We start from the raw sequence: 25,356 nt of genomic DNA on the forward strand, positions 1-25,356 counted from the left end.
GGGCCGGCGCGCATCGACGGCGGCTTAGGATGGGGACGCCATGATCAGACCCGACCTCACCCTGCCGATCCCCGACGAGATCCGCAGCGCCCACTTCATCGGCATCGGCGGCTCCGGCATGAGCGGTCTCGCCCGGATGTTCCTCGATGCGGGCATCCGCGTCTCCGGCTCTGACCGATCCGACAGCGACAACCTGCGTGCTCTCGCCGCTCTCGGCGCGAGCGTGCATGTCGGACACGACGCCGATCATCTCGGCGACGCGGACACGGTCGTGCACACCGGTGCCATCTGGCCGGAGAACCCGGAGTACGTCACGGCGAGGGAACGAGGCCTGCACGTGATCCACCGTTCGCAGGCGCTCCACTGGCTCATCCGCGGCCACCGGCTGGTCTCGGTGGCTGGCGCGCACGGGAAGACGACCTCGACCGGGATGATCGTGACGGCGCTGCACGCTCTCGGCAAGGATCCGAGCTTCGTCAACGGGGGCGTCATCGAGCAGCTCGGCGCATCGAGCTCCTCGGGCGTCGACGATCTCTTCGTCATCGAGGCCGACGAGTCCGACGGCACCTTCCTCCTCTATGACACCGCGGTCGCGCTCATCACGAACGTCGACCCGGACCACCTCGACCACTACGGCTCCGATGAGGCGTTCCACGACGCGTTCGTGCGCTTCGCCAACGAGGCGGGCGAGGCCGTCGTGATCTCGAGCGACGATGCGGGTGCGCTCCGCGTCCGAGCGGGGATCACCCACCCGAACGTCATCTCGTTCGGCATGGCGGAGGATGCGGACGTCAGGGTGACGGAGATCGCGACGGACGGCCCGGTCGCGGCGACGATCCTGCACAAGGGGTCCAGCGCGCGCATGCAGCTCGCGGTGCCCGGCGTGCACAACGCGATCAACGCAGCGGGCGCTGTCGCGGTCCTTCTGACACTGGGCCACGGCTTCGCCGAGGCCGTCGAGGCGGTGCAGGGCTTCGCCGGGACCGTGCGGCGTCTCGAGCTGCACGGCGAGGAGCGCGGGGTCAGGGTCTACGACGACTATTCCCATCACCCGACCGAGGTGCGTGCGGCGCTCGAGGCGATGCGGACGCTCTCCGGCGACGGGCGCCTCATCGCCGTCCAGCAGCCGCACACCTATTCCCGCACCCAGCACATGTATCGTGAGTTCGCCGAGGTGCTCGAGGAGCTCGCGGACCACACCGTGATGCTCGACGTCTACGGCGCGCGGGAGGATCCCGTGCCCGGGGTCACCGGCGAGCTCGTCAGCGGAGCCTTCGCCGATCCCTCCCGCGTGCACTACGTCGTGGACTGGCAGGAGGCGGCGGACTACACCGCCTCCGTCGCGCAGGACGGGGACGTGGTGGTGACCCTCGGATGCGGCAACGTCTACCTGATCATCCCGCAGATCCTCGACGCGCTGCGGCGCACGCCCGGAGTCTGAGCCGTGCGGCGGCCGTCTCCGATCCCGCGGTCGGCTGAGCCGGCCGAGGCGGAGGTTGTGCGGCCCTCTCCTGTTCCGGAGGGACGGACGAGGGAGGGACGGACGAGGGAGGGGCTTGGCGAGAGACCCCTCTCCGACGCCCCCGGCGTCGGAGAGGACGCGCAGGAGACAGCTCCGATCGCGCCGCTCCCCGGCCTTCGGGATGACCCTGCTTCAGGCTCTGTCCGTCGGGCGCTGACGCAAGAGGCGGACGAGACCAGCGGGGAGCCGGATGACCGACCGCTCGGCGCACGGGATGTGTGGCGAGCCGCGCAGGCGCGGCGCCGGACCCTGCGGGCGGAGATCCGACGGTTCACCCAGCGTTCGCGGCGTCGAAGGATCGCCTGGCTCGTCGGGATCGGTGCGGCGGTGCTCGTCGTCGGCGGCAGCGCGCTGGCCGCGTACAGCCCGCTGTTCGCGGTGGAGAAGGTCACCGTCGTCGGGACGACCTCCGTCGATCCCACCGCGGTGGAGAAGGCTCTTGCTGGTCAGGTGGGCACGCCGTTGGCGCTCGTCGACCCCAGCGAGGTCAAGGCGGCGCTGATGGCGTTCCCGCTCATCGAGACCTATCAGCTGGAGGCCAAGCCTCCGCACGACCTCACGGTCCGGATCGTCGAGCGCACGCCGGTCGGGGCGGTCTCCTCGGAGGCCGGCTTCACCGTCGTCGACGCGGCGGGGGTGGCGCTCTCCACCACGGCCGATCGCCCCGCCGGATATGCGCTGCTCGAGGTCGGGGGGCTGGGATCCCCGGCCTTCACCGCGGCCGGCACCGTCATGCGGGCGATCCCCGTGGATCTCAGGGCTCAGGTCGACAAGGTCTCGGCGACCTCCTCCGACGACGTGACCCTCCGCCTGTCCTCCGGCGCCACGATCGTGTGGGGAAGCGCAGAGCGCGCGTCGTACAAGGCGCTCGTCCTGACGAGGTTCATGGCGGCCCTCCCCGGCAAGGACGTCTACGACATCTCTGCACCGAACGCCCCGACGGCAGGCTGACGGTCGCCGGAGACGGGGGAGTGACGGATTTCCCTCACGATAACGCCGACACGCGCGTGTCAGTGCCGGTCGCGCCGCCGGCGCCGCTTACCTTCGATCTGAGAGAACGCAATACCGGGAAATACTTTAACCTTCTCCCTGAGGTTTAAGGTTCCCGACCAAGGCTCGACAATCGGAGGCCGGGATGAGCCAGAACCAGAACTACCTCGCCGTGATCAAGGTCGTCGGCGTCGGCGGTGGTGGCGTCAACGCCGTCAACCGCATGATCGAGCTCGGCCTTCGCGGCGTCGAGTTCATCGCCGTCAACACCGATGCGCAGGCGCTGCTGATGAGCGACGCGGATGTCAAGCTCGACGTCGGCCGGGAGCTCACCCGCGGTCTGGGTGCCGGTGCCGACCCCGAGGTCGGTCGTCGGGCGGCGGAGGATCACGCGGAGGAGATCGAGCAGGCGCTCACGGGCGCCGACATGGTCTTCGTCACCGCAGGCGAGGGTGGCGGCACCGGAACGGGGGGTGCTCCCGTCGTCGCGCGGATCGCCAAGTCGATCGGTGCTCTCACGATCGGCGTCGTGACCAAGCCGTTCTCCTTCGAGGGGCGGCGCCGGCAGAGCCAGGCCGAGGCAGGCGTGTCCAAGCTCAAGGAAGAGGTCGACACCCTCATCGTCGTGCCCAACGATCGCCTCCTCGAGATCAGCGACCGCGGCATCTCCATGATCGAGGCCTTCGCGACGGCCGATCAGGTGCTTCTCGCCGGCGTGCAGGGCATCACCGACCTCATCACCACACCGGGCCTCATCAACCTCGACTTCGCTGATGTGAAGTCCGTCATGCAGGGAGCAGGGTCCGCGCTCATGGGCATCGGCTCGGCCCGCGGTGCGGACCGAGCGATCAAGGCCGCCGAGCTCGCGGTCGAGTCCCCGCTCCTCGAGGCGAGCATCGAGGGCGCTCACGGCGTGCTGCTCTCGATCCAGGGCGGATCGAACCTCGGGATCTTCGAGATCCACGACGCTGCGGACCTCGTCAAGGAGGCTGCGCATCCCGAGGCGAACATCATCTTCGGCACGGTGATCGACGACACCCTCGGTGACGAGGTGCGTGTGACGGTCATCGCCGCCGGCTTCGACGGGGGTGAGCCCTCCCTGCGCCTCGACCCGATGGTGGTCTCGCGCCCGACGGCCCCGCCACAGGAGGTCGGGATCGTCGAGCCGGAGACCGACGCCGAGGAGGAGCAGACGGAAGAGAAGCCCGTCGCCACCGCGCCCGCCTCGTCGGTCGCCCCCATCGTGTCGACGAGCCTCGAGCCGGCCTTCGCCGACGACGACATCGACATCCCCGAGTTCCTCAAGTAGGGATCGGTGTCGAGCGAGCTCTCCGAACGGCTGTCCGCGATCGACCGATCGATCGCGGACAGCGCTCGTCATTGCGGACGAGAGTCCGGCGAGATCACCCGGATCGTGGTGACGAAGTTCCACCCGGCCTCTCTCGTCCGCGAGCTGCACGGCCTGGGCGTGCGGGATGTGGGGGAGAACCGGCAACAGGAGCTCTCCGCCAAGGCAGCGGAGCTCGCGGATCTCGGTGATCTCCGCTGGCACTTCATCGGTCAGGCGCAGACGAAGAAGGCCGCCGCCATCCGCAGATCGGCGGCGGCGGTCCACTCGGTCGACCGCGATCGTCTTGCCGATGCCCTCCACCGCGCGGGGGAGGGCATCGATGTGCTGGACGTCCTGCTGCAGGTGAACCTGACCGACGATCCCGGTCGGGGCGGCGTGGCCCCCACCGGGATCGAGGCACTCGCCGAGCATGTCATGGGGCTCGACACGCTGCGACTGCGCGGGCTGATGGCGGTCGCCCCTCTCGACGAGGAGCCGGCCGCCGCATTCGCGCGGTTGCACGGGTACGCGGAGCGATTGCGAGTCGTCGCGCCGGAGGCGCGGTGGATATCGGCCGGGATGACCGGCGACTTCGCTGAGGCGATCGCGGCCGGTGCGACACACCTTCGCATCGGCTCCGCAATCACCGGACCGCGCCCTTCCCAGGGTTAGCCTCGATGGAGAACCACCCCGCACACGTTCGGAGGACATGATGGGGAACCCGCTGAAGAAGACCATGGTCTACCTCGGTCTCGCCGACGAAGAAGAGGCGTATCAGGAGGAGGCCGCCGCGGCTCCCGCGCAGGCCTCCGCCCGTCGCGAGGAGAGCAAGCCGGCCGCGCCGGTGACGCCCCTGCGTCGGCCGGTCGAGGTCCGCCAGCCCGCCGCGGGCGCGGTGAACGAGATCCTCACCGTGCACCCCAAGCAGTACCGCGACGCTCAGGTGATCGCCGAGAACTTCCGCGACGGCATCCCGGTCATCATCAACCTCTCGCAGATGAGCGACGCCGACGCGCGCCGGCTCATCGATTTCGCGAGCGGGCTCTCGCTGGGTCTGTACGGGCGTATCGAGCGGGTGACGAGCAAGGTCTTCCTGCTCTCGCCGGAGAGCATCGCCGTGTCGGGTCAGGGCGGCATCGCTGGCGCCGACGCCGACGTCGCTCTCGCGCATTCCTGACGCGTGCAACCGGTCGCGTTGATCGCCGGGATCGCCAACGCGCTCCTGCTGCTCTACTTGTTCGTGCTTTTCGCGCGGCTGATTCTCGACTACATTCCGATGTTCAATCGTGAATGGCGTCCGAGGGGGGCAGGGCTGGTCGCCGCTGAGGTCGTCTACACCGTCACCGATCCGCCGATCAAGCTGTTCCGGCGCCTCATTCCTCCGTTGAGGGTCGGGCCGGTCGCGATCGACTTCGGGTTCATGCTCACGATGATCGTGGTGCTGATCCTGATGTCGGTCACCCGTGTCGTGGCGGCGATGGCGATCTGACGACCGTTTTCCTTTCCGCGGTCGTTCCGGACGGACCAGGACGGAACGACGCCCGTCGCGTGTGCTGCATCAAGACGACTATGCTCTTTACAGAGGTGCGCGCCCCGGGTACGCGCCATGACCCTGGTCACCGAGAACTCATCGAAAGAGGAGCCACACCATGGCACTGACCCCGGATGACGTCGTCACCAAACAGTTCCAGCACGTCCGCTTCAAGGACGGGTTCGACCCCGACGAGGTCGACGACTTCCTGGACGAGATCGTCATCGAGTGGCGCAAGGCCCTCGAAGAGAACGCCGAGCTGAAGGCGAAGCTCGCCGCGTATGAGGCGGGCGAGAAGAAGGCTCCCGCCGCTGTTGCCGAGCCGGCCCCCGTCGCCGCGGTGCCCGCCGCTGCCTCCGCCTCCCTCGGCGCCGACGGCGCCCCCGCCACTGCGACCGCCGGCATCATCGAGCTGGCCCAGCGCCTGCACGACGAGCACGTCGCCGAGGGGAAGACCCAGCGCGACCAGCTCATCGCCGACGCGAAGTCGCAGGCGGCGAGGATCCTCTCCGACGCTGAGAACAAGGCGCGCGAGGAACAGGCGCGTCTCGATCGCGAGCGCAACGCGCTCGAGGGGCGGATCACCGAGCTTCACGACTTCGAGCGGAGCTACCGTGCGCAGCTGCGCAGCTACATCGAAGGACAGCTCCGCGACCTCGAATCGCAGGAAGGGCCGTCCGGCTCCTCGGACAGCCCGCTCTCGGCCACCGGTCGATAAGGAGCCCTTTTGACGGAGCGTCGTCCTCTGGGACGTCCGGCGGCCGGCGCGATCGTTGCGATCCTCGCAGCGCTCGCGCTGGCCGCCGACCAGTTCGTCAAGCACCTCACGATCGAGAATCTGCCTCCCGGTCAGCCCGTGCCGGTCTTCGGAGAGTTCTTGCAGCTGATCTTCGTCCGAAACTCGGGGGCGGCGTTCTCGCTCGGCAAGGACGTGACGTGGGTCTTCACGATCGCGCTGGCCGTGGTGGCCTGCGTCATCGTGTGGAAGACGCTGGCGGTCCGTTCGAGGCTGTGGGCCGTCGTCCTCGGCGCTCTGCTCGGCGGCGTGCTTGGGAACCTCACCGATCGCCTTTTCCGGGAGCCGGGGTTCCCGATGGGCCATGTCGTCGACATGATCTCGATGCCGTGGATGATGCCGGCGATCTTCAACGTCGCCGACATCTTCATCGTCACCGGGATGATCTCGGTCGCTCTTCTCATCGTGATCGGCCTGCGACTCGACGGGACGCGGGAGCAGCGTGCGAAGGACCGGCGGCCGGAGGACGGGGCATCCTCGTTCCCGGCAAGGGATGGCGCGGCGGGTGGTTCGCAGACGTCGACGGATCGCCCGGATCTCTGACATGGAGTCACGGTCCTTTCCCGTCCCCGACGGGCTGGACGGCGCACGTGTGGACGCCGCGCTCGCCAAGACGCTCGGCTTTTCGCGGACCTTCGCCGCGGAGGTGGCGGCGTCCGGGGGAGTCAGCCTGGACGGCGTCACCGTGGGGAAGTCCGATCGGCTTCGCGCGGGCGGCTGGCTGGACGTGAGCTGGCACCCCAAGGAGGAGCCGCGGATCGAGCCGATCGCGGTCTCGGATCTCGGCATCGTGTACGACGATGACGACATCGTCGTGGTGGACAAGCCGTCCGGTGTCGCCGCGCACCCCTCGCTGGGATGGGAGGGGCCGACGGTGATCGGTGCGCTGGCGGCTGCCGGCTTCCGGATCGCGACGAGCGGTGCGCCGGAACGACAGGGGGTCGTGCACCGCCTGGACGTGGGGACCAGCGGGCTGATGGTGGTCGCGAAGACCGAGGGCGCCTATACGGCTCTCAAGCGCGCCTTCAAGGAGCGCACGGTCGAGAAGGTCTACCACGCGGTCGTGCAAGGGCACCCCGATCCGCTGTCCGGCACCATCGATGCCCCGATCGGCCGGCATCCGAGCCATTCGTGGAAGTTCGCGGTCATCCCTGACGGGAAGCCGTCGGTGACCCACTACGAGACGATCGAGGCCTTTGCCGGGGCGTCGCTCCTGGAGATTCATCTGGAGACCGGTCGCACACATCAGATCCGGGTCCACATGGCCGCTCACCGGCACCCGTGCGTCGGCGATCCGCTGTATGGCGCCGATCCCACGATGTCCGCCCGACTCGGGCTTACCCGGCAGTGGCTGCACGCACATCGGTTGGCCTTCGCCCACCCGACGACGGGCGAGCGGGTGACGTTCACGTCGGCCTATCCCACCGACTTCCAGCACGCGCTGGACGTCCTCCGCGGCCTCTGAGGCGAGCGCGGCCGACGACGACGGTGCGGGATGTCGGCCTCGCCCGCCAGAATGTGCGCATGAGCATCGAAGTGCGCCCGGCGACCGAGTACGCCGACGTGGCGGCCCTCGTCGGGCCGAAGAAGCCCGAGTCCAACGTGTGCTTCTGCCTGAGCTACCGGATCGGCAACAAGGAGAACGTCGCGCTCAGGGGAGAAGCGCGAGCGGAGCGGGTGCGTGGACTCTGCGCGCAGGATCCTCCGCCCGGCGTGATCGCCTATCTCGACGACGGGCCCGTCGGGTGGGCGGCGTTGCATCCGCGGAAGGACACGAGCTTCGCGCGCAACCGGCTGATCCCTCACGTCGACGACCTCGACGTCTGGTCGCTGTGGTGCTTCCGCGTCCGCCCGGGGCATCGGAAGCAGGGGATCATGCACGCCCTGCTCGACGGAGCGGTGGCATATGCCCGAGAGCGGGGCGCCCCGGCGATCGAAGGATATCCGCTGGACAACTGGGGGGCTCGCGTGAACCAGACGATGATGTATGTCGGCACACGGGCGCTCTTCGAATCGGCCGGGTTCGAGAAGGCCGCAGACACCGGCTCGGTGCTGGACGGATTTCCCCGGGTCCTCATGCGCCTGGACCTGAGGTGAGACGGGAGACCGGCGACGGCGCGCCATGAGCAGTCGTCAGGGCCCGTCCGCGGCAGGCTCCGACGTCGGCACCCGAACGTAGACTCGAGGCATGGCATCCGACTCCTTCGTCCACCTTCACGTGCACAGCGAGTACTCGATGCTGGACGGTGCCGCGCGCATCGGCCCGCTCGTGCAGGAGGCGGTGAAGCAGGGGATGCCTGCGGTCGCGGTCACCGATCACGGCAACACCTTTGCCGCCTTCGAGTTCTACCGGACCGCGAAGGATGCAGGCGTGAAGCCCATCATCGGCATCGAGGCCTATGTGACGCCGGGAACCCACCGCAGCGACAAGACACGAGTTCAGTGGGGGACGCCAGAGCAGCGCAGCGACGATGTCTCGGGATCCGGTGCCTACACTCACATGACCCTGCTGTCGGAGACGACGGAGGGCATGCACAACCTGTTCCGGCTCTCCTCTCGCTCCAGCATGGAGGGCTACTACTTCAAGCCCCGCATGGACCGTGAGCTGTTGCAGAAGTACAGCAAGGGGCTCATCGCCACGACCGGGTGCCCGTCGGGGGAGATCCAGACCCGCCTGCGCCTCGGTCAGTACGACGCGGCGCGTGCGGCCGCGGCGGAGTTCCAGGACATCTTCGGCAAGGAGAACTACTTCGCCGAGATCATGGACCACGGACTCTCGATCGAGCGGCGGATCATGGACGATCTGCTGAAGATCGCGAAGGACCTCGGCATTCCGCTCCTCGGCACGAACGACCTGCACTACACGCATCAGCACGATGCGAAGAGCCATGCCGCGCTCCTCTGCGTGCAATCCGGCTCGACGCTCGACGACCCCAACAGGTTCAAGTTCGACGGCGACGGCTACTACGTCAAGTCGGCGGCGGAGATGCGGCAGATCTTCCGGGACCATCCGGAGGCCTGCGACAACACCCTGCTCATCGCCGAGCGTTGCGACGTGTCGTTCAACACGGGGGCGAACTACATGCCTCGTTTCCCTGTCCCACAAGGCGAGACGGAGGAGAGCTGGTTCATCAAGGAGGTCGAGAACGGCCTTCATGTCCGATATCCGAACGGGATCCCTGACGCGGTCCGGAAGCAGGCCGAATACGAGACCGAGGTCATCACCCAGATGGGCTTCCCCGGTTACTTCCTCGTCGTCGCCGACTTCATCAACTGGGCCAAGGACAACGGGATCAGGGTGGGACCCGGTCGCGGTTCCGGCGCCGGTTCCATGGCGGCCTACGCGATGAAGATCACCGACCTCGATCCGCTTGAGCACGGGCTCATCTTCGAGCGCTTCCTCAACCCCGATCGTGTGTCGATGCCCGACTTCGACGTCGACTTCGACGACCGCCGCCGTGGTGAGGTGATCCAGTACGTCACCGAGAAGTACGGCGATGAGCGGGTGGCGCAGATCGTCACCTATGGCACGATCAAGGCGAAGCAGGCGCTCAAGGACGCCGGCCGTGTGCTCGGCTTCCCGTTCAGCATGGGGGAGAAGCTCACCAAGGCGATGCCCCCGGCCGTGATGGGCAAGGACATGCCGCTGGACGGCATGTTCGACAAGGAGCACCCGCGGTACAAGGAGGCGTCCGAGTTCCGCACCGTGATCGAGACGGACCCTGAGGCGAAGACGGTGTTCGACACCGCCCTGGGGCTGGAGAACCTGAAACGGCAGTGGGGCGTGCACGCGGCGGGCGTCATCATGTCCTCGCATCCGCTGATCGACATCATCCCGATCATGCGGCGCGAGCAGGACGGCCAGATCGTCACCCAGTTCGATTACCCGGCCTGCGAGTCGCTCGGCCTCATCAAGATGGACTTCCTGGGGCTGCGAAACCTCACGATCATCTCGGACGCCCTGGCGAACATCCAGATGAACAGGGGGGAGGATCTCGTGCTCGAAGATCTTCCGCTCGACGATCGGCCCTCATACGACCTGCTCACCCGCGGCGACTCGCTCGGCGTCTTCCAGCTTGACGGCGGTCCGATGCGTGCGCTCATGCGACTGATGAAGCCGGACAGCTTCGAGGACATCTCGGCGCTCATCGCGCTGTACCGTCCTGGCCCGATGGGGGCGAACTCACACACGAACTACGCGCTCCGCAAGAACGGGCAGCAGGAGATCACGCCGATCCATCCCGAGCTGGAGGAATCACTGAAGGACATCCTCGAGGAGTCCTACGGTCTCATCATCTACCAGGAGCAGGTGATGGCGATCGCCCAGCGTGTCGCCGGATTCTCCCTCGGACAGGCCGACATCCTCCGTCGTGCGATGGGAAAGAAGAAGAAGTCCGAGCTCGACAAGCAGTATGAGGGCTTCCAGGGCGGCATGCATGCGAACGGCTACACGGACTCGGCCGTCCAGGCCCTCTGGGAGATCCTCCTGCCGTTCTCGGACTACGCGTTCAACAAAGCCCACTCCGCGGCCTACGGGGTGATCTCGTACTGGACGGCATACCTCAAGGCGCACTATCCGGCCGAGTACATGGCGGCTCTCCTCACGAGCGTGGGCGATTCGAAGGACAAGCTCGCCCTCTACCTCAACGAATGCCGGCGTATGGGAATCAAGGTGCTGCCGCCGGACGTGCGCGAGTCGATCAACTTCTTCGCGGCCGTCGGAGAAGACATCCGCTTCGGGCTCGGCGCCGTCCGCAACGTGGGTGCGAACGTCGTCGAGGGGATCGTCCAGGCGCGACAGAAGGAGAACTTCGCCTCCTTCCACGACTTCCTCAAGAAGGTTCCCCTGCACGTCGCGAACAAGCGCACTGTCGAGTCGCTGATCAAGGCCGGGGCGTTCGACAGCATGGGCGACACCCGCCGCGCCTTGGCCGAGATCCATGAGGACGCCACCGAAGCGGCCGTCGATCAGAAGCGCAACGAGGCCCAGGGGGCGATCGGTTTCGACTTCGACAGCCTGTACGACGAGATCGAGGAGGCGGCGCCGGCGAAGGTGCCGAACCGACCCGAGTGGACGAAGAAGGACAAGCTGGCCTTCGAGCGCGAGATGCTCGGCCTCTACGTGTCTGATCATCCGCTTGCCGGACTCGAGGTGCCGCTCGCGAAGCACGCCTCGATCGCGATCAACAGCCTTCTCGAGTCCGAGGACCTGCAGGATGGCGACCAGGTGACCATCGCCGGGCTCGTGACGAGCGTGCAGCATCGCGTCGCCAAGGCCAGTGGAAACCCCTACGGCATGATCACGGTCGAGGACTTCAACGCCGAGATCACGGTCATGTTCATGGGAAAGACCTACCTCGAGTTTCAGAGCATGCTCCAGCCCGATGCCATCCTCGCGGTCCGCGGCAGGGTCTCACGACGCGACGATGGCATGAACCTGCACGCGCAGTCCGCCTTCACCCCTGACGTGGGCTCTTTCGACGCGGCAGGTCCGCTGTCTCTGATCGTCGCCGAGCAGCGGGCGACAGAGCGCGTCATCAGCGACCTGGCCGAAGTGCTGAGGCGCCATGCCGGAGACACCGAGGTGACGTTGACGATGCACCGCGGCGGTCGGGCGAAGGTGTTCGAGGTCCCGATGCCGGTCTCGGTCACCGCGGACCTCTTCGGAGACCTGAAGTCTCTCCTCGGGCCGCAGTGCCTCGGCTGAAAGGCGCGGCCATGAACGGGCGCGTCCTCGAAGAGCACAGGAAGAGCCCGTGACCGACGAGTAATATCGGGTCGCGCCGCAGAAGCGCCCGCCGTTCCCGACGGAAGGACTCCCCCCTATGATCCGCGACGACACTCCTCCGGACGCTCTTCCCTCAGGTGAGGGCCCGGCCCTCGCCGAGGAGCCGCTGCTGCCGGAGCCGGCGCCTCAGGAAGGCCTCTTCGGGCTCACGCTGCGCGAGCTGATCATCACCGGAGCCTGGCTTCTCGCCTTCGCGCTGTCCTTCTTCCCGATCGCCGCGACGCCGTTCGGCGGTGGTGTTCCGGTGTGGGGCATGGATGGGCAGTGGGTGCTCACCGTCGGCGTCCCCACCGTCGCCGTGTTCCTGCTCGTCCTCCGCCGCTTCTCGCCGGAGGGCATTCGCCGGGTCGGCTCGTTGGCGATCGACCAGTTCGCCTCGGTCGCCTTCTCCGTCGGCGCTGTCAGCTGGGCGGTGATGCTCTGGCAGCAGATGCATCTGGCCACGGCGACCGGCGTCTCGCCACTGTCGACCTGGGTCACCTGGGCCGAGACGGTCCTGCTGCTCGCTCTCGTCGTGCTGACGGTCTTCGCCCCTCTCGTGCCGAGGATCAAGGAAGACTTCGCCGGTCGGACCGAGACCCTGGCGCACCGAAACGCCAACCCGGTGCGCGCTGTGGTGCCACGGCCGACGCCGACGCTTTCGGACGGTGCGCCGGCAGACGAGCCGGACGCGGAGACCGGCGCAGACCGGTCGGACTCCGATGCCGTGAGCCACCCCGATGCGGCGCGTCGGGAGGACGTGGATGTGCCGGTCGCCCCCTTTTCCTCGTTCGCGCATGCGGCGGGAGGAGCCTTCGGCACCGCAGTCGTCGCGGACGATGCGGACGGAGGGCCCCGGTACGCCCGGCGTGGTGCCGCGGAGCACTCGCTCCCGGGTGCGGGCGAGGCGTCGGAGGCCGGGGAACGGGGCGCGTCTCAGCTCCTTCTCGGTGAGGGGCATCATGACGGGGCCGACTCCAACGCCGTCACCGCCGTGTTCGACGCCTCCGGAGAAGACCTCGTGTCCGCTACGGTGGGCGAGCGGGAGGACGACGTCCAGACAAGCACGCACCAGGCTTACGGAGAGCGTGACGCCGCTCAGCCGTTCTGGGCACTGGCACCCGAGCGGCGGCCGATCCATGACGAGCACGGCACGACGATCTTCGAGATCGGGCCGGAGGAATGGGTCCTCGTCCTGGAGGACCGCGGAGGCGCCTTCGTCGTACGGCACGAAGACGGACGAGTCGGATTCCTGCACGACACGATGGACATGACACGAGGCTGAGGACGAATGCAGACGATTGATCTGAGGGGACGCACGCTCACGGCGACCGAGATGCTCGCGGCGGTGCCGCGTGCCGCTGCGGCGCGGGCCGAGGCTCTCGCCGCCGCCACAGCGCTCGTGGACGATGTCCGCGCCCAGGGGGAGGCGGCGCTGCGTGCGCAGGCCGAGCGTTTCGACCGTGTCTCGGGGCACGCGATCCGCGTGCCGAGGGAGCACATCGACGACGCCGTGTCCGCCCTCGATCCAAGGATCCGCACGGCGCTTGAGGACGCCATCCGCCGGGTGCGCACCGCCTCGGCGGCACAGGTGCCCGCGCCTGCGCTGACCGACCTTGCCCCCGGCGCGCGGATTCGACAGCGTTGGCAGCCGGTCGCGAGGGCCGGCGTCTACGTTCCTGGCGGAAAGGCCGCCTATCCGTCCAGCGTCATCATGAACGTCGTCCCCGCACAGGTGGCCGGCGTCGCGGGGATCGCGCTCGCGTCTCCGCCCCAGGTCGATCACGGTGGCCGGGTGCATCCGGCGATCCTCGCGGCAGCAGGTCTCCTCGGCGTCGCCGAGGTGTACGCGATGGGCGGCGCCGGTGCGATCGGGGCGTTCGCCTGGGGGGTCGACGCGCTCGGCCTCGATCCGGTCGATGTCGTCTCCGGGCCGGGGAACAACTTCGTCGCCGCCGCGAAGCGGGCCGTGGCCGGCGTGGTCGGCACGGACTCCGAGGCGGGAGCGACCGAGATCCTCATCGTCGCCGATGACGCGGCCGATCCGCGTCTGGTCGCCGCCGACCTCGTCAGCCAGGCCGAGCATGACGAGCAGGCATCGGCCGTGCTGGTGACAGACTCCGAGCCTCTCGCCCGCGCGGTCGAGGACGAGGTCGCCCGCCTCGCCGTGGCCACGAGGCACAGCGAGCGGGTTCGGACGGCGCTCGGCGGGCCGCAGTCCGCCGTGGTGCTCGTGGACGGGCCGGAGGACGCCGTCGCGTTCAGCAACGCCTATGCCCCCGAGCACCTGGAGCTGCACGTGGAGGACGCCGCGGACGCCGCCGCTCGATTCACCAATGCCGGTGCGGTCTTCGTAGGCGAGGACAGCCCGGTGAGCCTCGGCGACTACCTCGCCGGGAGCAATCATGTCCTCCCGACCGGCGGTCAGGCGAGGTACGCCCCTGGGCTCGGCGCCTACACCTTTCTGCGACCCCAGCAGGTCATCGAATACGACCGCGCCGCACTGGCCGAGGTGCGGGCCTCCATCGTCGCCCTCGCGGAGACCGAGGGTCTTCCCGCCCACGGCGAGGCGATCGAGGCCAGGTTCGGGGCGTAGTCTTACACACCATGCACTGCCCGTTCTGCCGTCACCCAGACTCTCGTGTGATCGACTCCCGCACCAGCGACGACGGACTCTCCATCCGGCGGCGTCGCCAATGCCCCGAGTGCGGCGGACGCTTCACCACCACGGAGACCGCGAGCCTGAACGTCATCAAGCGGTCGGGCGTGATGGAGCCGTTCAGCCGAGAGAAGGTCATCGCCGGTGTGCGCAAGGCCTGCCAGGGGCGTCCGGTCACCGAGGCTGATCTGGCGATCCTCGCCCAGCGCGTGGAGGAGGCCGTGCGTCAGACCGGGGTGTCGCAGTTGGACACCAATGAGATCGGACTGGCGATCCTCGGCCCGCTCCGTGACCTCGACGAGGTGGCGTATCTGCGGTTCGCGAGCGTCTACCAGGCGTTCGACTCCCTCGAGGACTTCGAATCGGCGATCGACGACCTCCGCGCCGATCACGTGCAGTCCGGGGAGACGGCGACGGGGCGATAGCCTGGCAGGGATGTACCCGCTCCTCTTCCGCCTCGTCCTGTCGCGACTGGATCCCGAGTTCGCGCACCACGCGGCCATGCTCGTGATCCGCGTCCTCGGCGTCCCGCCGTTCTCCTGGGCCGCCCGCGCGTTGACGCGTCCGGCGGAGGGGCAGCAGGTGAACGCGCTGGGCCTGACCTTCCCGTCGTCCTTCGGGGTCGCCGCAGGCTTCGACAAGGACGCGGTCGGCGTGTGGGGCCTCGCAGCCCTCGGCTTCGGTCACGTCGAGGTCGGCACGATCACCGCCCGTCCGCAGCCCGGCAACCCCAGGCCCCGTCTGTTCCGGCTGATGCCCGACCACGCCATCGTCAACCGCATGGGATTCAACAACGCCGGTGCCGAGGCGGCCGAGAAGAGGCTTTGGGCGCTGCGTCGTCGGCGCCCTGCCACCATCATCGGCGTCAACATCGGCAAGAGCCGCGTCGTCGCGTTTGAGGAGGCGACGGCGGACTACGTCCTCTCCGCCACACGGCTCGCGCCGCTCGCCGACTATCTCGCGATCAACGTCTCCTCGCCGAACACCCCCGGCCTTCGCGGACTCCAAGCGGTCGAGACGCTGGCACCGCTTCTCCGAGCGGTGAAGGAGGCGGCAGGCACGACGCCGCTTCTGGTGAAGATCGCCCCGGACCTGCCGGACGAGGAGGTCACGGCGATCGCCGAGCTCGCCGTCGCCGAAGGTCTTGACGGGATCATCGCGACGAACACGACGATCTCGAGGGACCGGCTCACGACGGATCCGGCGATCGTCGCCGGTGCGGGGGAGGGAGGCCTCTCCGGCGCCCCCTTGAAGGCGCGTTCCCTGGCTGTTCTTCATCTCGTGCGCGATGCGGTCCCCGCTGAGTTCTGCGTGATCTCCGTGGGCGGCGTCGAGACGGCGGCGGAGGTCCAGGAGCGCCTCGACGCCGGGGCGACCCTTGTCCAGGGGTACACGGCCTTCCTCTATCGCGGGCCGTTCTGGGCACGCCAGATCAACCGCGGTCTGCGGCGACGCTGAGCCGTCCGCGCGAGGATTTGTGCCCGGCCGGAGTCAGTCCGGGTATTGTCCGCGCTTGACCTGCGGCTTCGGCAGGCGCATGAAGCGCATCTGCAGAGACCGCATCGCGGCGTACCAGGCGAGACCCTTCTCACGACGCTCGATCCCGAACTTCGCGGCGACCTTCTTCTTCACGCGCATGCCCAGGAGGACCATCCCCAGGATCGCGATGATGATGTAGCCCCACAGCACGATGAACGCCCAGTAGGCGACGATCGGGTTCGGGACCAGCGAGGCGATGATCACGAGGACCATCAGTGCCATGACCCATTCGCTGAGGTGCCAGCCGGCGTCGACGTAGTCGCGGACCCAGCGGCGCTGCGGCCCCCGGTCGCGAACGGGGAGGAACCGCTCCTCGCCGTTCGCCATCCCCACCCTGGCGCGCTCGCGCTTCTGCTGAAGGTCGGCGCGAGCCTTCGCGCGCGCCTCCTTCGTGTCGAGCACGAGCGGACGGCGGCGAGCGGCCTCCTGCTCGGCGCGGCTCGGCGTGGGCCGCCCCTTGCCGGAGGGCTGGACGGCGGAGTCGTCGTTCGTCGACGAGGAAGAGGTTTCGGGCACGGAGGTTCCTGACATGTGCTGACGGGTTCGCCTTAAGATTACTCGCATGACTTCTCCTTCGCCCTCGGTCACCGCTTCCCCCGCCATCGAGGCCGCCGTGAAGGAGGCCGTCGAGGGAGGGATTCCGGTGGCACTTGCCGATCTCGGCGATCTGGTGCGCATTCCCGGGATCGCCTGGCCCGCTTTCGATCAGGGGCAGCTGGTCCGCAGCGCCGACGCGATCGCGGCGCTGGCCGAGGGCACCGGTTTCTTCGACACCGTGCGCGTGCTTCGCGCGGCGGTCCCCGGCACCGACGAGATCGGTCAGCCCGCGGTGCTGGCGACCAGGGCGGCGCGCAACGGCAAGCCGACGATCCTCCTCTACGCCCACCATGACGTGCAGCCTCCCGGGGACGACTCGCTGTGGGAGACTCCGCCGTTCGAGCCGACCGTGCGCGACGGACGTCTGTACGGGCGCGGCGCCGCCGATGACAAGGCGGGGGTGATGTCGCACATCGCGTCGATCAGAGCGGTCTCGGAGGCGCTCGGCGACGATCTCGAACTCGGTGTCGTGCTCTTCGTCGAGGGCGAGGAGGAGTACGGATCCCGCTCATTCGGGCAGTTCCTCAGTGACAACCGCGACGCCTTGCGCGCCGATGCGATCGTCGTCGCCGACTCCGGGAACTGGGACTCGGAGACTCCGGGCCTCACGGTCTCGCTCCGGGGCGCCGCGCGCTTCACCCTCACCGTCCGTACGCTCGACCACGCTTCCCACTCGGGGATGTTCGGCGGAGCAGTGCCGGACTCGATGCTGGCGACGATCAAGCTGCTCGGCACCCTTTGGGACGAGAACGGCGCCGTCGCGGTGGAGGGGCTCGCGGTCCGCGATGCGGAGACACCGGAATACGGCGAGGAGACACTGCGCGACGAGGCAGGCCTGCTCCCCGGCGTGAGCCCGGCCGGCGACGGGCCGATCCTGTCCCGGATCTGGAACAAGCCGTCGATCACGGTGATCGGGGTCGACGCGACCTCCGTCGCCGAAGCGTCCAACACGCTCGCGCCTCAGACGACCGTCGTGATCAGCTCCCGGGTGGCGCCGGGGCAGAGCGCGCAGGCGGCCTACGACGCGTTGCAGGCGCATCTGCGCGCACACGCCCCGTTCGGCGCGGAGCTCACCTTCTCCGACGTCGATCTCGGCAACCCGTTCCTCGTCGACACCAGCGGATGGGCGGTCGGTCTGGCGCGTGGCGCGATGACCGACGGCTACGGCGTGGCGCCGGTCGACTTGGGGGTGGGCGGATCGATCCCGTTCATCGCCGACCTGGTAGAGACATTCCCCGGTGCGCAGATCCTCGTGACCGGCGTCGAGGACCCGCATTCCCGCGCGCACAGCCCGAACGAGTCGTTGCACCTGGACACCTTCCGGCGCGCGGTCGTCACCGAGGCGCTGCTGCTGACGCGGATGAACGAGATCACGCTCTGAGGCTTGTCGGCGTTCCCGCCCCACGCGGGACCCACGGCGTTAGAATCGGGAGGAACCACCGCCCAGGCGCGGACGTCCCCGAGGAGCGACATGAGCGACACCACCCTGACCGAAGAGACCACGCGTGCCCACGGCGTCAGCCTCACCGAGGCCGCCGCGAACAAGGTGAAGAGCCTTCTCGAGCAGGAGGGACGCGACGACCTTCGTCTGCGTGTCGCCGTCCAGCCGGGCGGATGCTCCGGCCTGATCTATCAGCTCTACTTCGACGAGCGGTACCTCGACGGCGACGAGACGGTCGATTTCGGGGGCGTCGAGGTGATCGTCGACAACATGAGCGTCCCGTATCTGGATGGCGCGTCGATCGATTTCAAGGACACGATCTCCGAGCAGGGCTTCACGATCGACAACCCCAACGCGCAGGGCTCCTGCGCGTGCGGCGACAGCTTCCACTGAGCCCACACGCCGCGCGCGGCGCAGCCGGTTCCGCCGCGCACGGAAACGCCGCCCTGACCGCCGGAACCTGCGTGGTTGGCATGAATCGGGTGTGAGGTTGCTCTAGACTTGGGGATGCCCTTGTCCGCGATCTGAAAGGTGCACCGTGCCTTCAAAACGCCGCCTTCGTTGGGCCGTCCTCCCGCTGGGAGTCGCGGCCGCCGTGGCCTTGGCCGGATGTTCTCCGACCGAGCTCCACGGTTTCCTCCCGGGCTTCGTCGAGGATGGTACGCCGGCCACCAACCAGACCGATCGGGTCGCGGCCCTGTGGGTCAACTCCTGGATCGTGCTGCTCGCCGTCGGCCTCATCACCTGGGGCCTGATGGGCTGGGCGGCGATCGCATACCGCCGTCGCAAGGGGCAGACGGGTCTTCCCGTCCAGATGCGGTACAACATGCCGATCGAGATCTTCTACACGATCGTGCCGCTCATCCTCGTCCTCGGCCTTTTCGCCTTCACAGCGCGCGACCAGTCGATCATCGAGACCCAGTATGAGGACCCCGATGTGTCGGTCACCGCGATCGGCAAGCAGTGGGCCTGGGACTTCCAGTACGACGGCGACAAGAAGGACAACTCCGACGCGGTCTGGACGATGGGGATCCAGGCGCAGCCGGACAAGGACGGCAACATCGACCAGGCTCAGCTTCCCACGCTGGTGCTGCCGGTCGACAAGAAGGTGCACATCACCCTCCAGTCCCGCGATGTCATCCACTCCTTCTGGATCATCGACTTCCTCTACAAGAAGGACATGTACATCGGGAAGGACAACTCCTGGTCCTTCACTCCTACTCGGATCGGTGAGTACCAGGGCAAGTGCGCCGAGCTCTGCGGTGAGTACCACTCGATGATGCTCTTCAACGTCAAGGTCGTCAGCCAGTCCGACTACGACACCTACATCGCCTCGCTCCGCGACGAGGGCAACACCGGTGACATCACGGACGCCTACGACCGCCTGAACAACCTCCCCGGCACCGGGGCGGCCAAGGAAGAAGGGAAGTGACCCCGATGACGTCCACTCTTCCGGGAACTTCTGAGGCGGGAGCCCGCCCCCAGACCATTCCGCCGCGGCAGGCCGCGCTGCTCACCTCCACTCGGGTGGAGCAGAAGGGCAACATCGTGGTCAAGTGGATCACCTCCACCGACCACAAGACGATCGGATACATGTATCTGATCGCATCGGTGATGTTCTTCCTCCTCGGCGGCGTGATGGCGCTGATCATCCGTGCGGAGCTCTTCGCACCGGGGATGCAGATCATCCCGACGAAGGAGCAGTACAACCAGCTGTTCACGATGCACGGCACGATCATGCTGCTCATGTTCGCGACCCCGCTCTTCGCCGGCTTCGCGAACGCCATCCTGCCGCTGCAGATCGGCGCTCCCGACGTCGCCTTCCCCCGCCTGAACGCTTTCGCGTTCTGGCTGTTCCTGTTCGGGTCGACCATCGCGGTCGCCGGATTCCTGACCCCGCAGGGCGCCGCGTCCTTCGGCTGGTTCGCCTACCAGCCGCTGGCGAACGCCTCGTTCTCGCCGGGAGCAGGCGGCAACCTCTGGATGCTCGGCCTCGGCCTCTCCGGCTTCGGCACCATTCTCGGCGCGGTGAACTTCATCACGACGATCATCACGATGCGCGCCCCGGGCATGACCATGTGGCGCATGCCGATCTTCTCGTGGAACACGCTCATCACGAGCCTGCTGATCCTGATGGCGTTCCCCGTGCTGGCCGCGGCGATCCTCGCCGCCGCCGCCGACCGCGTGCTCGGCGCGCACATCTACGACCCTGCCAACGGCGGCGTGCTTCTGTGGCAGCACCTGTTCTGGTTCTTCGGTCACCCTGAGGTCTACATCATCGCGCTGCCGTTCTTCGGCATCGTCTCGGAGATCTTCCCGGTGTTCAGCCGCAAGCCGATCTTCGGGTACAAGACCCTCGTCTACGCGACCATCGCGATCGCTGCGCTCTCGGTCGCGGTGTGGGCGCACCATATGTACGTCACGGGGTCGGTCCTGCTGCCCTTCTTCGCCCTGATGACCATGCTCATCGCGGTGCCGACGGGTGTGAAGATCTTCAACTGGATCGGCACGATGTGGCGAGGATCGATCACCTTCGAGACGCCGATGGTGTTCTCGCTGGGCTTCCTGGTCTCGTTCGTCTTCGGCGGACTCACCGGTGTGATCCTGGCGGCCCCGCCGCTGGACTTCTTCCTGTCCGACTCCTACTTCGTGGTGGCCCACTTCCACTATGTGGTGTTCGGCACCGTGGTGTTCGCGATGTTCGCGGGCTTCTACTTCTGGTGGCCGAAGTGGACCGGACGCATGCTCAACGAACGCCTGGGCTACATCCACTTCTGGATGCTGTTCATCGGCTTCCATATGACCTTCCTCATCCAGCATTGGCTGGGCGTGGACGGCATGCCGCGTCGTTACGCCGACTACTCGGGGTACGACAACTGGACATGGCAGAACCAGGTCTCGACGATCGGCGCCATCATTCTCGGCGCGTCGATGCTGCCGTTCTTCCTCAACGTGTGGATCACGGCACGGAAGGCGCCCAAGGTCACGGTCAACGATCCATGGGGCTACGGCGGATCGCTCGAGTGGGCGACCTCCTGCCCGCCGCCGCGTCACAACTTCACGTCGATCCCGCGCATCCGCAGCGAGCGTCCGGCCTTCGACCTGAACCACCCCGAGGCGGCGGAACATCCCGTGGCGGCTCCCGTCGGCACTGCAGGAAAGGTCAGCTGAGCCATGCGCGACAATGTCATCCTCTGGTGGCTCCTGACCGGCTTCTTCGCCTTCGTCGGGGTCGTCTATACGGTCTGGAACATCCTCGCCCACCCTGATCGTGAGCTCGTCCTCGCGATCGAGTGGGTCGGGACCGTGGCGCTGTTCTTCTCGGCTTTCATGAGCGCCATGGTCGCGTTCTACCTGGGACGGACGCACAAGGCCCAGGGAGGACGCCTTCCCGAGGACAGTCTGACGGCAGACATCGACGACGGCGACCCGGAGCTGGGCGAGTTCAGCCCGTGGTCCTGGTGGCCGATCGTCCTGGCGGGCTCGGCCGCGATCGGTATGATCGGCCTCGCCGTCGGGCAGTTCCTCTTCCCGGTGAGTCTCGCGATCTTCGTCGTCGCGATCGTCGGCTGGGTCTACGAGTACTACCGCGGTCACTTCGCCCGCTGAGTCACCGCCGTCACCCGACGGCAAAGAGCCGGTCCTCGGAGCAGAGCTCCAGGGACCGGCTCTTTTCTCTGTCAGCACCCGAGCCGATTGGGCGACTTGCCCGCGCACTCTGTCCGTCGTCGCCGCGCACTCTCTGGCGTGCCCGGGGTGGACAGTCAGGAGCGATGGCGGACACGAGGAACACCGGTGAGTGGGTCGACGGGGCGACGGTGTACTCCATCGGCGTCCTCGACCGGATATCCCTCGCGCACCCAGTACCTCGAATCCGCCGATCATCTCGCGGACCTCGTAGCCCAGACGGGCGAACTCGAGGGCACCCTTGGCGCCTGCATTGCACCCAGGGCTCCAGCAGTAGACGACGACGCGTGCGTCGGCGGCGATCTCGGCGGGAGCGCGGTCTGCGATCTCCCGGTAGGGGAGGTGCAGGGCGCCGGGGACCCGCCCCTGTGCCCAGGCCTCGGCGGAGCGGACATCGACGACGACGATCCGTTCTCCGGCGGCACGTGCGGCGTGGAGGTCGCTGGGGTCGGTCTCACAGGCGAGCTTGGCGGTGAAGAAGGCGGTGCGATCGATCACAGGGCCCAGCCTATTGTGAAAGGAAAGAGCGGGGCTCGTCCGATCCTGTCGAACGAGCCCCGCTCTTCTGGAGGAGAGGGCGTCTACTCGCCGTCCTCCGTCTTCTTCTTGCGCGGCTTCTTCTCCTCGGTCGCGATGACCGAGCTCGGGGTGTTCGGCGTCTCGTCGACGTGGCTGTCGTCGATAGGCTCGATCTGGTCCTCGGCGAATCCGGCACGCTCGTGCGATTCCTTGATCTCTGCCGCTGTCGTGTCCTCGACGTCATGCAGCGCGTGGTGCTGATGGGCGTCGGCCGCAACGATCTCCGCCTGCGTCAGCGGCTGGAGACGGTCCTCGAAGAACCAACGGGAGAGAGAGGAACGGAAGTTCTGGTGCCAGGGGATGCGTCCCTTGGCGTTCGGGCGGACCACGAGCGGCTCGTAGGTCTCGTAGTCGATGAGCTTCCACCGGTCGTACTCGTCGACCGGCTTGTGGACCTCGATGAACTCACCGCCGGGGAGGCGCACGATCCGGCCGGACTCATAGCCGTGCAGGACGATCTCACGATCCTTCTTCTGCAGCGCGATGCAGATGCGCTTGGTGATGAAGTACCCGAGCACCGGGCCGACGAACAGCAGGGCCTGGAGCGCGTGGATCACGCCTTCCATGGTCAGCATGAAGTGAGTGGCGATGAGGTCGGACGAGGCAGCGGCCCACAGCACGGCGTAGAAGATCACACCCGCCACGCCGATCGCGGTGCGTGTCGCTGCGGTGCGCGGACGCTGAGCGATGTGGTGCTCGCGCTTGTCGCCGGTGATCCACGCCTCGATGAAGGGGTAGAGCGCGACGAGGACGATGAAGATCCCCAGCACGGCAACCGGCAGCAAGATCCCGAACGACCATGTGTGGTCGAGGAAGACGATGTCGAGGTTCGACGGCGCCAGACGCAGCGCTCCGTCCGCGAAGCCGATGTACCAGTCAGGCTGGGTGCCGGCAGACACGGGGGAGGGGTCGTACGGGCCGTAGTTCCAGATCGGGTTGATCTGGAAGAGCGAGGCGATCAGCACGATCACGCCGAAGGTGATGAACAGGAAGCCGCCCATCTTCGACATGTACACCGGCATCATCGGGTAGCCGACGACGTTGCCGTTCGAGCGGCCGGGGCCGGCGAACTGGGTGTGCTTGTTGATCACCATGAGCATCAGGTGCAGCACGACGAAGGCGAGGACCAATGCCGGGAGCAGCAGGATGTGCAACGTGTACAGGCGTCCGACGATCTCGGTGCCGGGGAACTCGCCGCCGAACAGGAGGAACGAGGTCCAGGTGCCGATCAGAGGGATGCCCTTGATCATTCCGTCGATGATGCGGAGGCCGTTGCCGGAGAGCAGGTCGTCGGGGAGCGAGTACCCGGTGAAGCCCTCGGCCATGGCCAGGATGAACAGGACGAACCCGATGACCCAGTTCAGCTCACGAGGCTTGCGGAACGCGCCGGTGAAGAACACGCGCAGCATGTGGACGCCGATCCCGGCGACGAACACGAGCGCCGCCCAGTGATGGATCTGACGGACCAGAAGGCCGCCGCGCAGGTCGAATGAGATCCGCAGCGTGGACTCCAGGGCGGCGGACATCTCGATGCCGCGCATCGGAGGATAGGAGCCCGTGTAGTGCGTGGGGACCATGGAAGCCTGGAAGAAGAACGTCAGGAACGTTCCGGACAGGAGCACGACCACGAAGCTCCACAGCGCGATCTCGCCGAGCATGAAGGACCAGTGGTCCGGGAAGATCTTGCGTCCGAGCTCCTTGACGAACCCGGAGAGGCTCGTGCGCTCATCGATGTAGTTCGCGGTGGCGCCGATGAAGCGTCCGCCGAGGGGCTTCTCCGATTTCTTGTCTTCGGTGACGGTTGCGGTGCTCAATGGCGCTCCCAGAAGCTCGGGCCGACGGGTTCGGTGAAGTCGCTCCGCGCGACGAGGTAGCCCTCGGCGTCCACGGTGATGGGCAGCTGCGGCAGCGGACGCGCCGCCGGACCGAAGATGACCTTGGCGTGCTCGGTGACGTCGAACTGCGACTGGTGGCAGGGGCAGAGCAGGTGGTGGGTCTGCTGCTCGTACAGGGCGACGGGGCAGCCGACGTGGGTGCAGACCTTCGAGTAGGCGACGATGCCGTCGTAGGACCAGTCCTTGCGGTCGTCAGCTTCGATCAGCTGCTCGGGGAGCAGGCGCATGAGCAGGACGATGGCCTTGGCCTTCTCCTCGAGGTAGCCTTCCTCGTGCCCGAGGGCGGCGAGCGACTCGGGGATGACGTGCACAGCCGAGCCGAGGGTGACGTCCGCGGCACGGATGGGGGTGCCGTCGGGATCGCGTGCCAGGCGCGTCCCCTTGTCCCACATGGTGTGCTTAAGCAGCTGCACCGGGTCGCCCGCGATCGGGTTCTCCTCGGTGCTGTGCGGGGCGAGACCTCGGAACAGCGTGACGCCGGGGATGATCGAGGCGGCGACGGCGGCGATCAGGGAGTTGCGGATCATGACGCGACGCCCGAAGCCGGACTCCTCGTTGGCGTCGGCGAACGCCTTGATCGCGGCCTCGCGCGTGGAGTCGCGGCCGCGGGTGGGGTGACGGTCCTCGACGAACTCCTTGTCGGACATGATCGCCTTCGACCAGTGGATCGCGCCGAGGCCGAGCGCGAGCAGGGCGAGGGCGATGCCGAGGCCGATGAAGAGGTTGTTGTAGCGCACGTCGATGAGCGCGCCGCTCTCGATCGGGAACAGCATGTAGGCGGCGACCGCCCAGATGCTGCCGGCGAGCGAGAGATAGAACAACGTGTAGACCGTGCGGACCGCGGTCTTCATCGCTTTCGGGTCCTTGTCGGTCACCCGTTCGCGGTGCGGCGGCAGGCCCGGGTTCACCGCCGGGTCGCTGACTGCGACGCTCAGCCCCGGGGCGGGCTGATAGGCCCGGTCGAGAGCCTGCGAGTCGTCGTCGTGTGCCATGGTGCTCCTCGTACGTTCTTCGATATGCAAG

23 protein-coding genes and 1 pseudogene are annotated in these 25,356 nt (G+C 67.5%); 20 read left to right on the top strand and 4 right to left on the bottom strand.

Annotated features, from left to right (window positions below):
- Positions 1-40 precede the first annotated feature (40 nt).
- The 15 genes from murC to ACP15J_RS00520 all read left to right on the top strand — a co-directional run bounded on the left by murC (position 41) and on the right by ACP15J_RS00520 (position 16,053).
- The gene (gene murC, locus ACP15J_RS00450) at positions 41-1,441 is read left to right on the top strand and encodes a UDP-N-acetylmuramate--L-alanine ligase (protein WP_424935970.1); all 1,401 of its coding nucleotides are present in this window, start codon (positions 41-43) and stop codon (positions 1,439-1,441) included.
- 297 nt (positions 1,442-1,738) lie between these two features.
- Positions 1,739-2,473: an FtsQ-type POTRA domain-containing protein gene (locus ACP15J_RS00455; protein ID WP_424935969.1), complete on the top strand. Its 735-nt coding sequence runs from the start codon at positions 1,739-1,741 to the stop codon at positions 2,471-2,473.
- Positions 2,474-2,657: 184 nt separating this feature from the next.
- Positions 2,658-3,821 carry a cell division protein FtsZ gene (gene ftsZ / locus ACP15J_RS00460; protein WP_424935968.1) on the top strand — a complete coding sequence of 388 codons (1,164 nt, stop codon included), beginning with the start codon at positions 2,658-2,660 and terminating at the stop codon, positions 3,819-3,821.
- A 6-nt stretch (positions 3,822-3,827) separates the two neighbouring features.
- Complete coding sequence (locus ACP15J_RS00465) at positions 3,828-4,514, top strand: YggS family pyridoxal phosphate-dependent enzyme (RefSeq protein WP_424935967.1); 687 nt, start codon at positions 3,828-3,830, stop codon at positions 4,512-4,514.
- 40 nt (positions 4,515-4,554) lie between these two features.
- Positions 4,555-5,019 carry a cell division protein SepF gene (locus ACP15J_RS00470; RefSeq protein WP_424935966.1) on the top strand — a complete coding sequence of 155 codons (465 nt, stop codon included), beginning with the start codon at positions 4,555-4,557 and terminating at the stop codon, positions 5,017-5,019.
- Between the two features lie 3 nt (positions 5,020-5,022).
- Positions 5,023-5,331, top strand: coding sequence for a YggT family protein (locus tag ACP15J_RS00475; RefSeq protein ID WP_424935965.1), 309 nt, complete (start codon positions 5,023-5,025; stop codon positions 5,329-5,331).
- 160 nt (positions 5,332-5,491) lie between these two features.
- The gene (locus ACP15J_RS00480; RefSeq protein WP_424935964.1) at positions 5,492-6,091 is read left to right on the top strand and encodes a DivIVA domain-containing protein; all 600 of its coding nucleotides are present in this window, start codon (positions 5,492-5,494) and stop codon (positions 6,089-6,091) included.
- Between the two features lie 9 nt (positions 6,092-6,100).
- A complete protein-coding gene (lspA, locus tag ACP15J_RS00485; protein WP_424935963.1) occupies positions 6,101-6,712 on the top strand; it encodes a signal peptidase II in 612 nt (203 codons plus the stop codon).
- 1 nt (position 6,713) lies between these two features.
- Complete coding sequence (locus ACP15J_RS00490) at positions 6,714-7,634, top strand: RluA family pseudouridine synthase (protein WP_424935962.1); 921 nt, start codon at positions 6,714-6,716, stop codon at positions 7,632-7,634.
- Positions 7,635-7,693: 59 nt separating this feature from the next.
- On the top strand, positions 7,694-8,266 hold the full coding sequence (locus ACP15J_RS00495; RefSeq protein WP_424935961.1) for an N-acetyltransferase family protein: 573 nt from the start codon (positions 7,694-7,696) through the stop codon (positions 8,264-8,266).
- Positions 8,267-8,357: 91 nt separating this feature from the next.
- Complete coding sequence (gene dnaE, locus ACP15J_RS00500; protein ID WP_197220466.1) at positions 8,358-11,876, top strand: DNA polymerase III subunit alpha; 3,519 nt, start codon at positions 8,358-8,360, stop codon at positions 11,874-11,876.
- 118 nt (positions 11,877-11,994) lie between these two features.
- Positions 11,995-13,221: a hypothetical protein gene (locus tag ACP15J_RS00505; protein WP_424935960.1), complete on the top strand. Its 1,227-nt coding sequence runs from the start codon at positions 11,995-11,997 to the stop codon at positions 13,219-13,221.
- A 6-nt stretch (positions 13,222-13,227) separates the two neighbouring features.
- Positions 13,228-14,532, top strand: a complete 1,305-nt coding sequence (gene hisD, locus ACP15J_RS00510; protein ID WP_424935959.1) for a histidinol dehydrogenase — start codon at positions 13,228-13,230, stop codon at positions 14,530-14,532.
- Positions 14,533-14,543: 11 nt separating this feature from the next.
- Positions 14,544-15,020 (top strand): transcriptional regulator NrdR, encoded by a 477-nt coding sequence (gene nrdR, locus ACP15J_RS00515; protein WP_424935958.1) that lies wholly within the window; start codon positions 14,544-14,546, stop codon positions 15,018-15,020.
- Positions 15,021-15,030: 10 nt separating this feature from the next.
- Positions 15,031-16,053 carry a quinone-dependent dihydroorotate dehydrogenase gene (locus tag ACP15J_RS00520; protein WP_424935957.1) on the top strand — a complete coding sequence of 341 codons (1,023 nt, stop codon included), beginning with the start codon at positions 15,031-15,033 and terminating at the stop codon, positions 16,051-16,053.
- Between the two features lie 33 nt (positions 16,054-16,086).
- On the opposite strand, the gene ACP15J_RS00525 is transcribed toward ACP15J_RS00520, so the two are convergent.
- The gene (locus tag ACP15J_RS00525; RefSeq protein WP_424980817.1) at positions 16,087-16,698 is read right to left on the bottom strand and encodes a DUF3043 domain-containing protein; all 612 of its coding nucleotides are present in this window, start codon (positions 16,696-16,698) and stop codon (positions 16,087-16,089) included.
- On the opposite strand from ACP15J_RS00525, the gene ACP15J_RS00530 reads away from it, so the two are divergent.
- The 5 genes from ACP15J_RS00530 to ACP15J_RS00550 all read left to right on the top strand — a co-directional run bounded on the left by ACP15J_RS00530 (position 16,697) and on the right by ACP15J_RS00550 (position 21,781).
- Positions 16,697-18,112, top strand: coding sequence for a dipeptidase (locus tag ACP15J_RS00530; RefSeq protein ID WP_424935955.1), 1,416 nt, complete (start codon positions 16,697-16,699; stop codon positions 18,110-18,112). The genes ACP15J_RS00525 and ACP15J_RS00530 overlap by 2 nt on opposite strands.
- 90 nt (positions 18,113-18,202) lie before the next feature.
- Positions 18,203-18,565: an iron-sulfur cluster insertion protein ErpA gene (erpA, locus tag ACP15J_RS00535; protein ID WP_424935954.1), complete on the top strand. Its 363-nt coding sequence runs from the start codon at positions 18,203-18,205 to the stop codon at positions 18,563-18,565.
- A 145-nt stretch (positions 18,566-18,710) separates the two neighbouring features.
- Positions 18,711-19,604 carry a cytochrome c oxidase subunit II gene (gene coxB / locus ACP15J_RS00540; protein WP_424935953.1) on the top strand — a complete coding sequence of 298 codons (894 nt, stop codon included), beginning with the start codon at positions 18,711-18,713 and terminating at the stop codon, positions 19,602-19,604.
- Positions 19,605-19,609: 5 nt separating this feature from the next.
- Complete coding sequence (gene ctaD / locus ACP15J_RS00545) at positions 19,610-21,343, top strand: cytochrome c oxidase subunit I (RefSeq protein WP_424936067.1); 1,734 nt, start codon at positions 19,610-19,612, stop codon at positions 21,341-21,343.
- A gap of 3 nt (positions 21,344-21,346) precedes the next feature.
- Positions 21,347-21,781 (top strand): cytochrome c oxidase subunit 4, encoded by a 435-nt coding sequence (locus tag ACP15J_RS00550; protein WP_197220248.1) that lies wholly within the window; start codon positions 21,347-21,349, stop codon positions 21,779-21,781.
- A 155-nt stretch (positions 21,782-21,936) separates the two neighbouring features.
- Here the strand turns inward: ACP15J_RS00550 and ACP15J_RS00555 are convergent.
- The 3 genes and pseudogenes from ACP15J_RS00555 to ACP15J_RS00565 form a co-directional block, all read right to left on the bottom strand.
- Positions 21,937-22,357 (bottom strand): annotated as a pseudogene (locus ACP15J_RS00555) (rhodanese-like domain-containing protein).
- A gap of 83 nt (positions 22,358-22,440) precedes the next feature.
- The gene (locus ACP15J_RS00560; protein ID WP_424935952.1) at positions 22,441-24,252 is read right to left on the bottom strand and encodes a cytochrome b; all 1,812 of its coding nucleotides are present in this window, start codon (positions 24,250-24,252) and stop codon (positions 22,441-22,443) included.
- The gene (locus ACP15J_RS00565) at positions 24,249-25,325 is read right to left on the bottom strand and encodes a ubiquinol-cytochrome c reductase iron-sulfur subunit (RefSeq protein WP_424935951.1); all 1,077 of its coding nucleotides are present in this window, start codon (positions 25,323-25,325) and stop codon (positions 24,249-24,251) included. The genes ACP15J_RS00560 and ACP15J_RS00565 overlap by 4 nt, the downstream gene beginning before the upstream one ends.
- Between the last annotated feature and the right edge of the window lie 31 nt (positions 25,326-25,356).

Source organism: Microbacterium sp. S308A+ (assembly GCF_049800815.1).
GTDB lineage: Bacteria > Actinomycetota > Actinomycetes > Actinomycetales > Microbacteriaceae > Microbacterium.

What these genes read in the sequence shown, in the direction of transcription:
- erpA (WP_424935954.1), top strand. Translation starts at nt 18,203, where the DNA reads ATGAGCGACACCACCCTGACCGAAGAGACCACGCGTGCCCACGGCGTC.
- ACP15J_RS00530 (WP_424935955.1), top strand. Translation starts at nt 16,697, where the DNA reads ATGACTTCTCCTTCGCCCTCGGTCACCGCTTCCCCCGCCATCGAGGCC.
- ACP15J_RS00495 (WP_424935961.1), top strand. Translation starts at nt 7,694, where the DNA reads ATGAGCATCGAAGTGCGCCCGGCGACCGAGTACGCCGACGTGGCGGCC.
- ftsZ (WP_424935968.1), top strand. Translation starts at nt 2,658, where the DNA reads ATGAGCCAGAACCAGAACTACCTCGCCGTGATCAAGGTCGTCGGCGTC.
- ACP15J_RS00480 (WP_424935964.1), top strand. Translation starts at nt 5,492, where the DNA reads ATGGCACTGACCCCGGATGACGTCGTCACCAAACAGTTCCAGCACGTC.
- ACP15J_RS00525 (WP_424980817.1), bottom strand. Translation starts at nt 16,698, where the DNA reads ATGCGAGTAATCTTAAGGCGAACCCGTCAGCACATGTCAGGAACCTCC.
- ACP15J_RS00520 (WP_424935957.1), top strand. Translation starts at nt 15,031, where the DNA reads ATGTACCCGCTCCTCTTCCGCCTCGTCCTGTCGCGACTGGATCCCGAG.
- ACP15J_RS00550 (WP_197220248.1), top strand. Translation starts at nt 21,347, where the DNA reads ATGCGCGACAATGTCATCCTCTGGTGGCTCCTGACCGGCTTCTTCGCC.
- nrdR (WP_424935958.1), top strand. Translation starts at nt 14,544, where the DNA reads ATGCACTGCCCGTTCTGCCGTCACCCAGACTCTCGTGTGATCGACTCC.
- ACP15J_RS00565 (WP_424935951.1), bottom strand. Translation starts at nt 25,325, where the DNA reads ATGGCACACGACGACGACTCGCAGGCTCTCGACCGGGCCTATCAGCCC.
- hisD (WP_424935959.1), top strand. Translation starts at nt 13,228, where the DNA reads ATGCAGACGATTGATCTGAGGGGACGCACGCTCACGGCGACCGAGATG.
- ctaD (WP_424936067.1), top strand. Translation starts at nt 19,610, where the DNA reads ATGACGTCCACTCTTCCGGGAACTTCTGAGGCGGGAGCCCGCCCCCAG.
- ACP15J_RS00490 (WP_424935962.1), top strand. Translation starts at nt 6,714, where the DNA reads ATGGAGTCACGGTCCTTTCCCGTCCCCGACGGGCTGGACGGCGCACGT.
- murC (WP_424935970.1), top strand. Translation starts at nt 41, where the DNA reads ATGATCAGACCCGACCTCACCCTGCCGATCCCCGACGAGATCCGCAGC.
- ACP15J_RS00505 (WP_424935960.1), top strand. Translation starts at nt 11,995, where the DNA reads ATGATCCGCGACGACACTCCTCCGGACGCTCTTCCCTCAGGTGAGGGC.
- dnaE (WP_197220466.1), top strand. Translation starts at nt 8,358, where the DNA reads ATGGCATCCGACTCCTTCGTCCACCTTCACGTGCACAGCGAGTACTCG.
- ACP15J_RS00470 (WP_424935966.1), top strand. Translation starts at nt 4,555, where the DNA reads ATGGGGAACCCGCTGAAGAAGACCATGGTCTACCTCGGTCTCGCCGAC.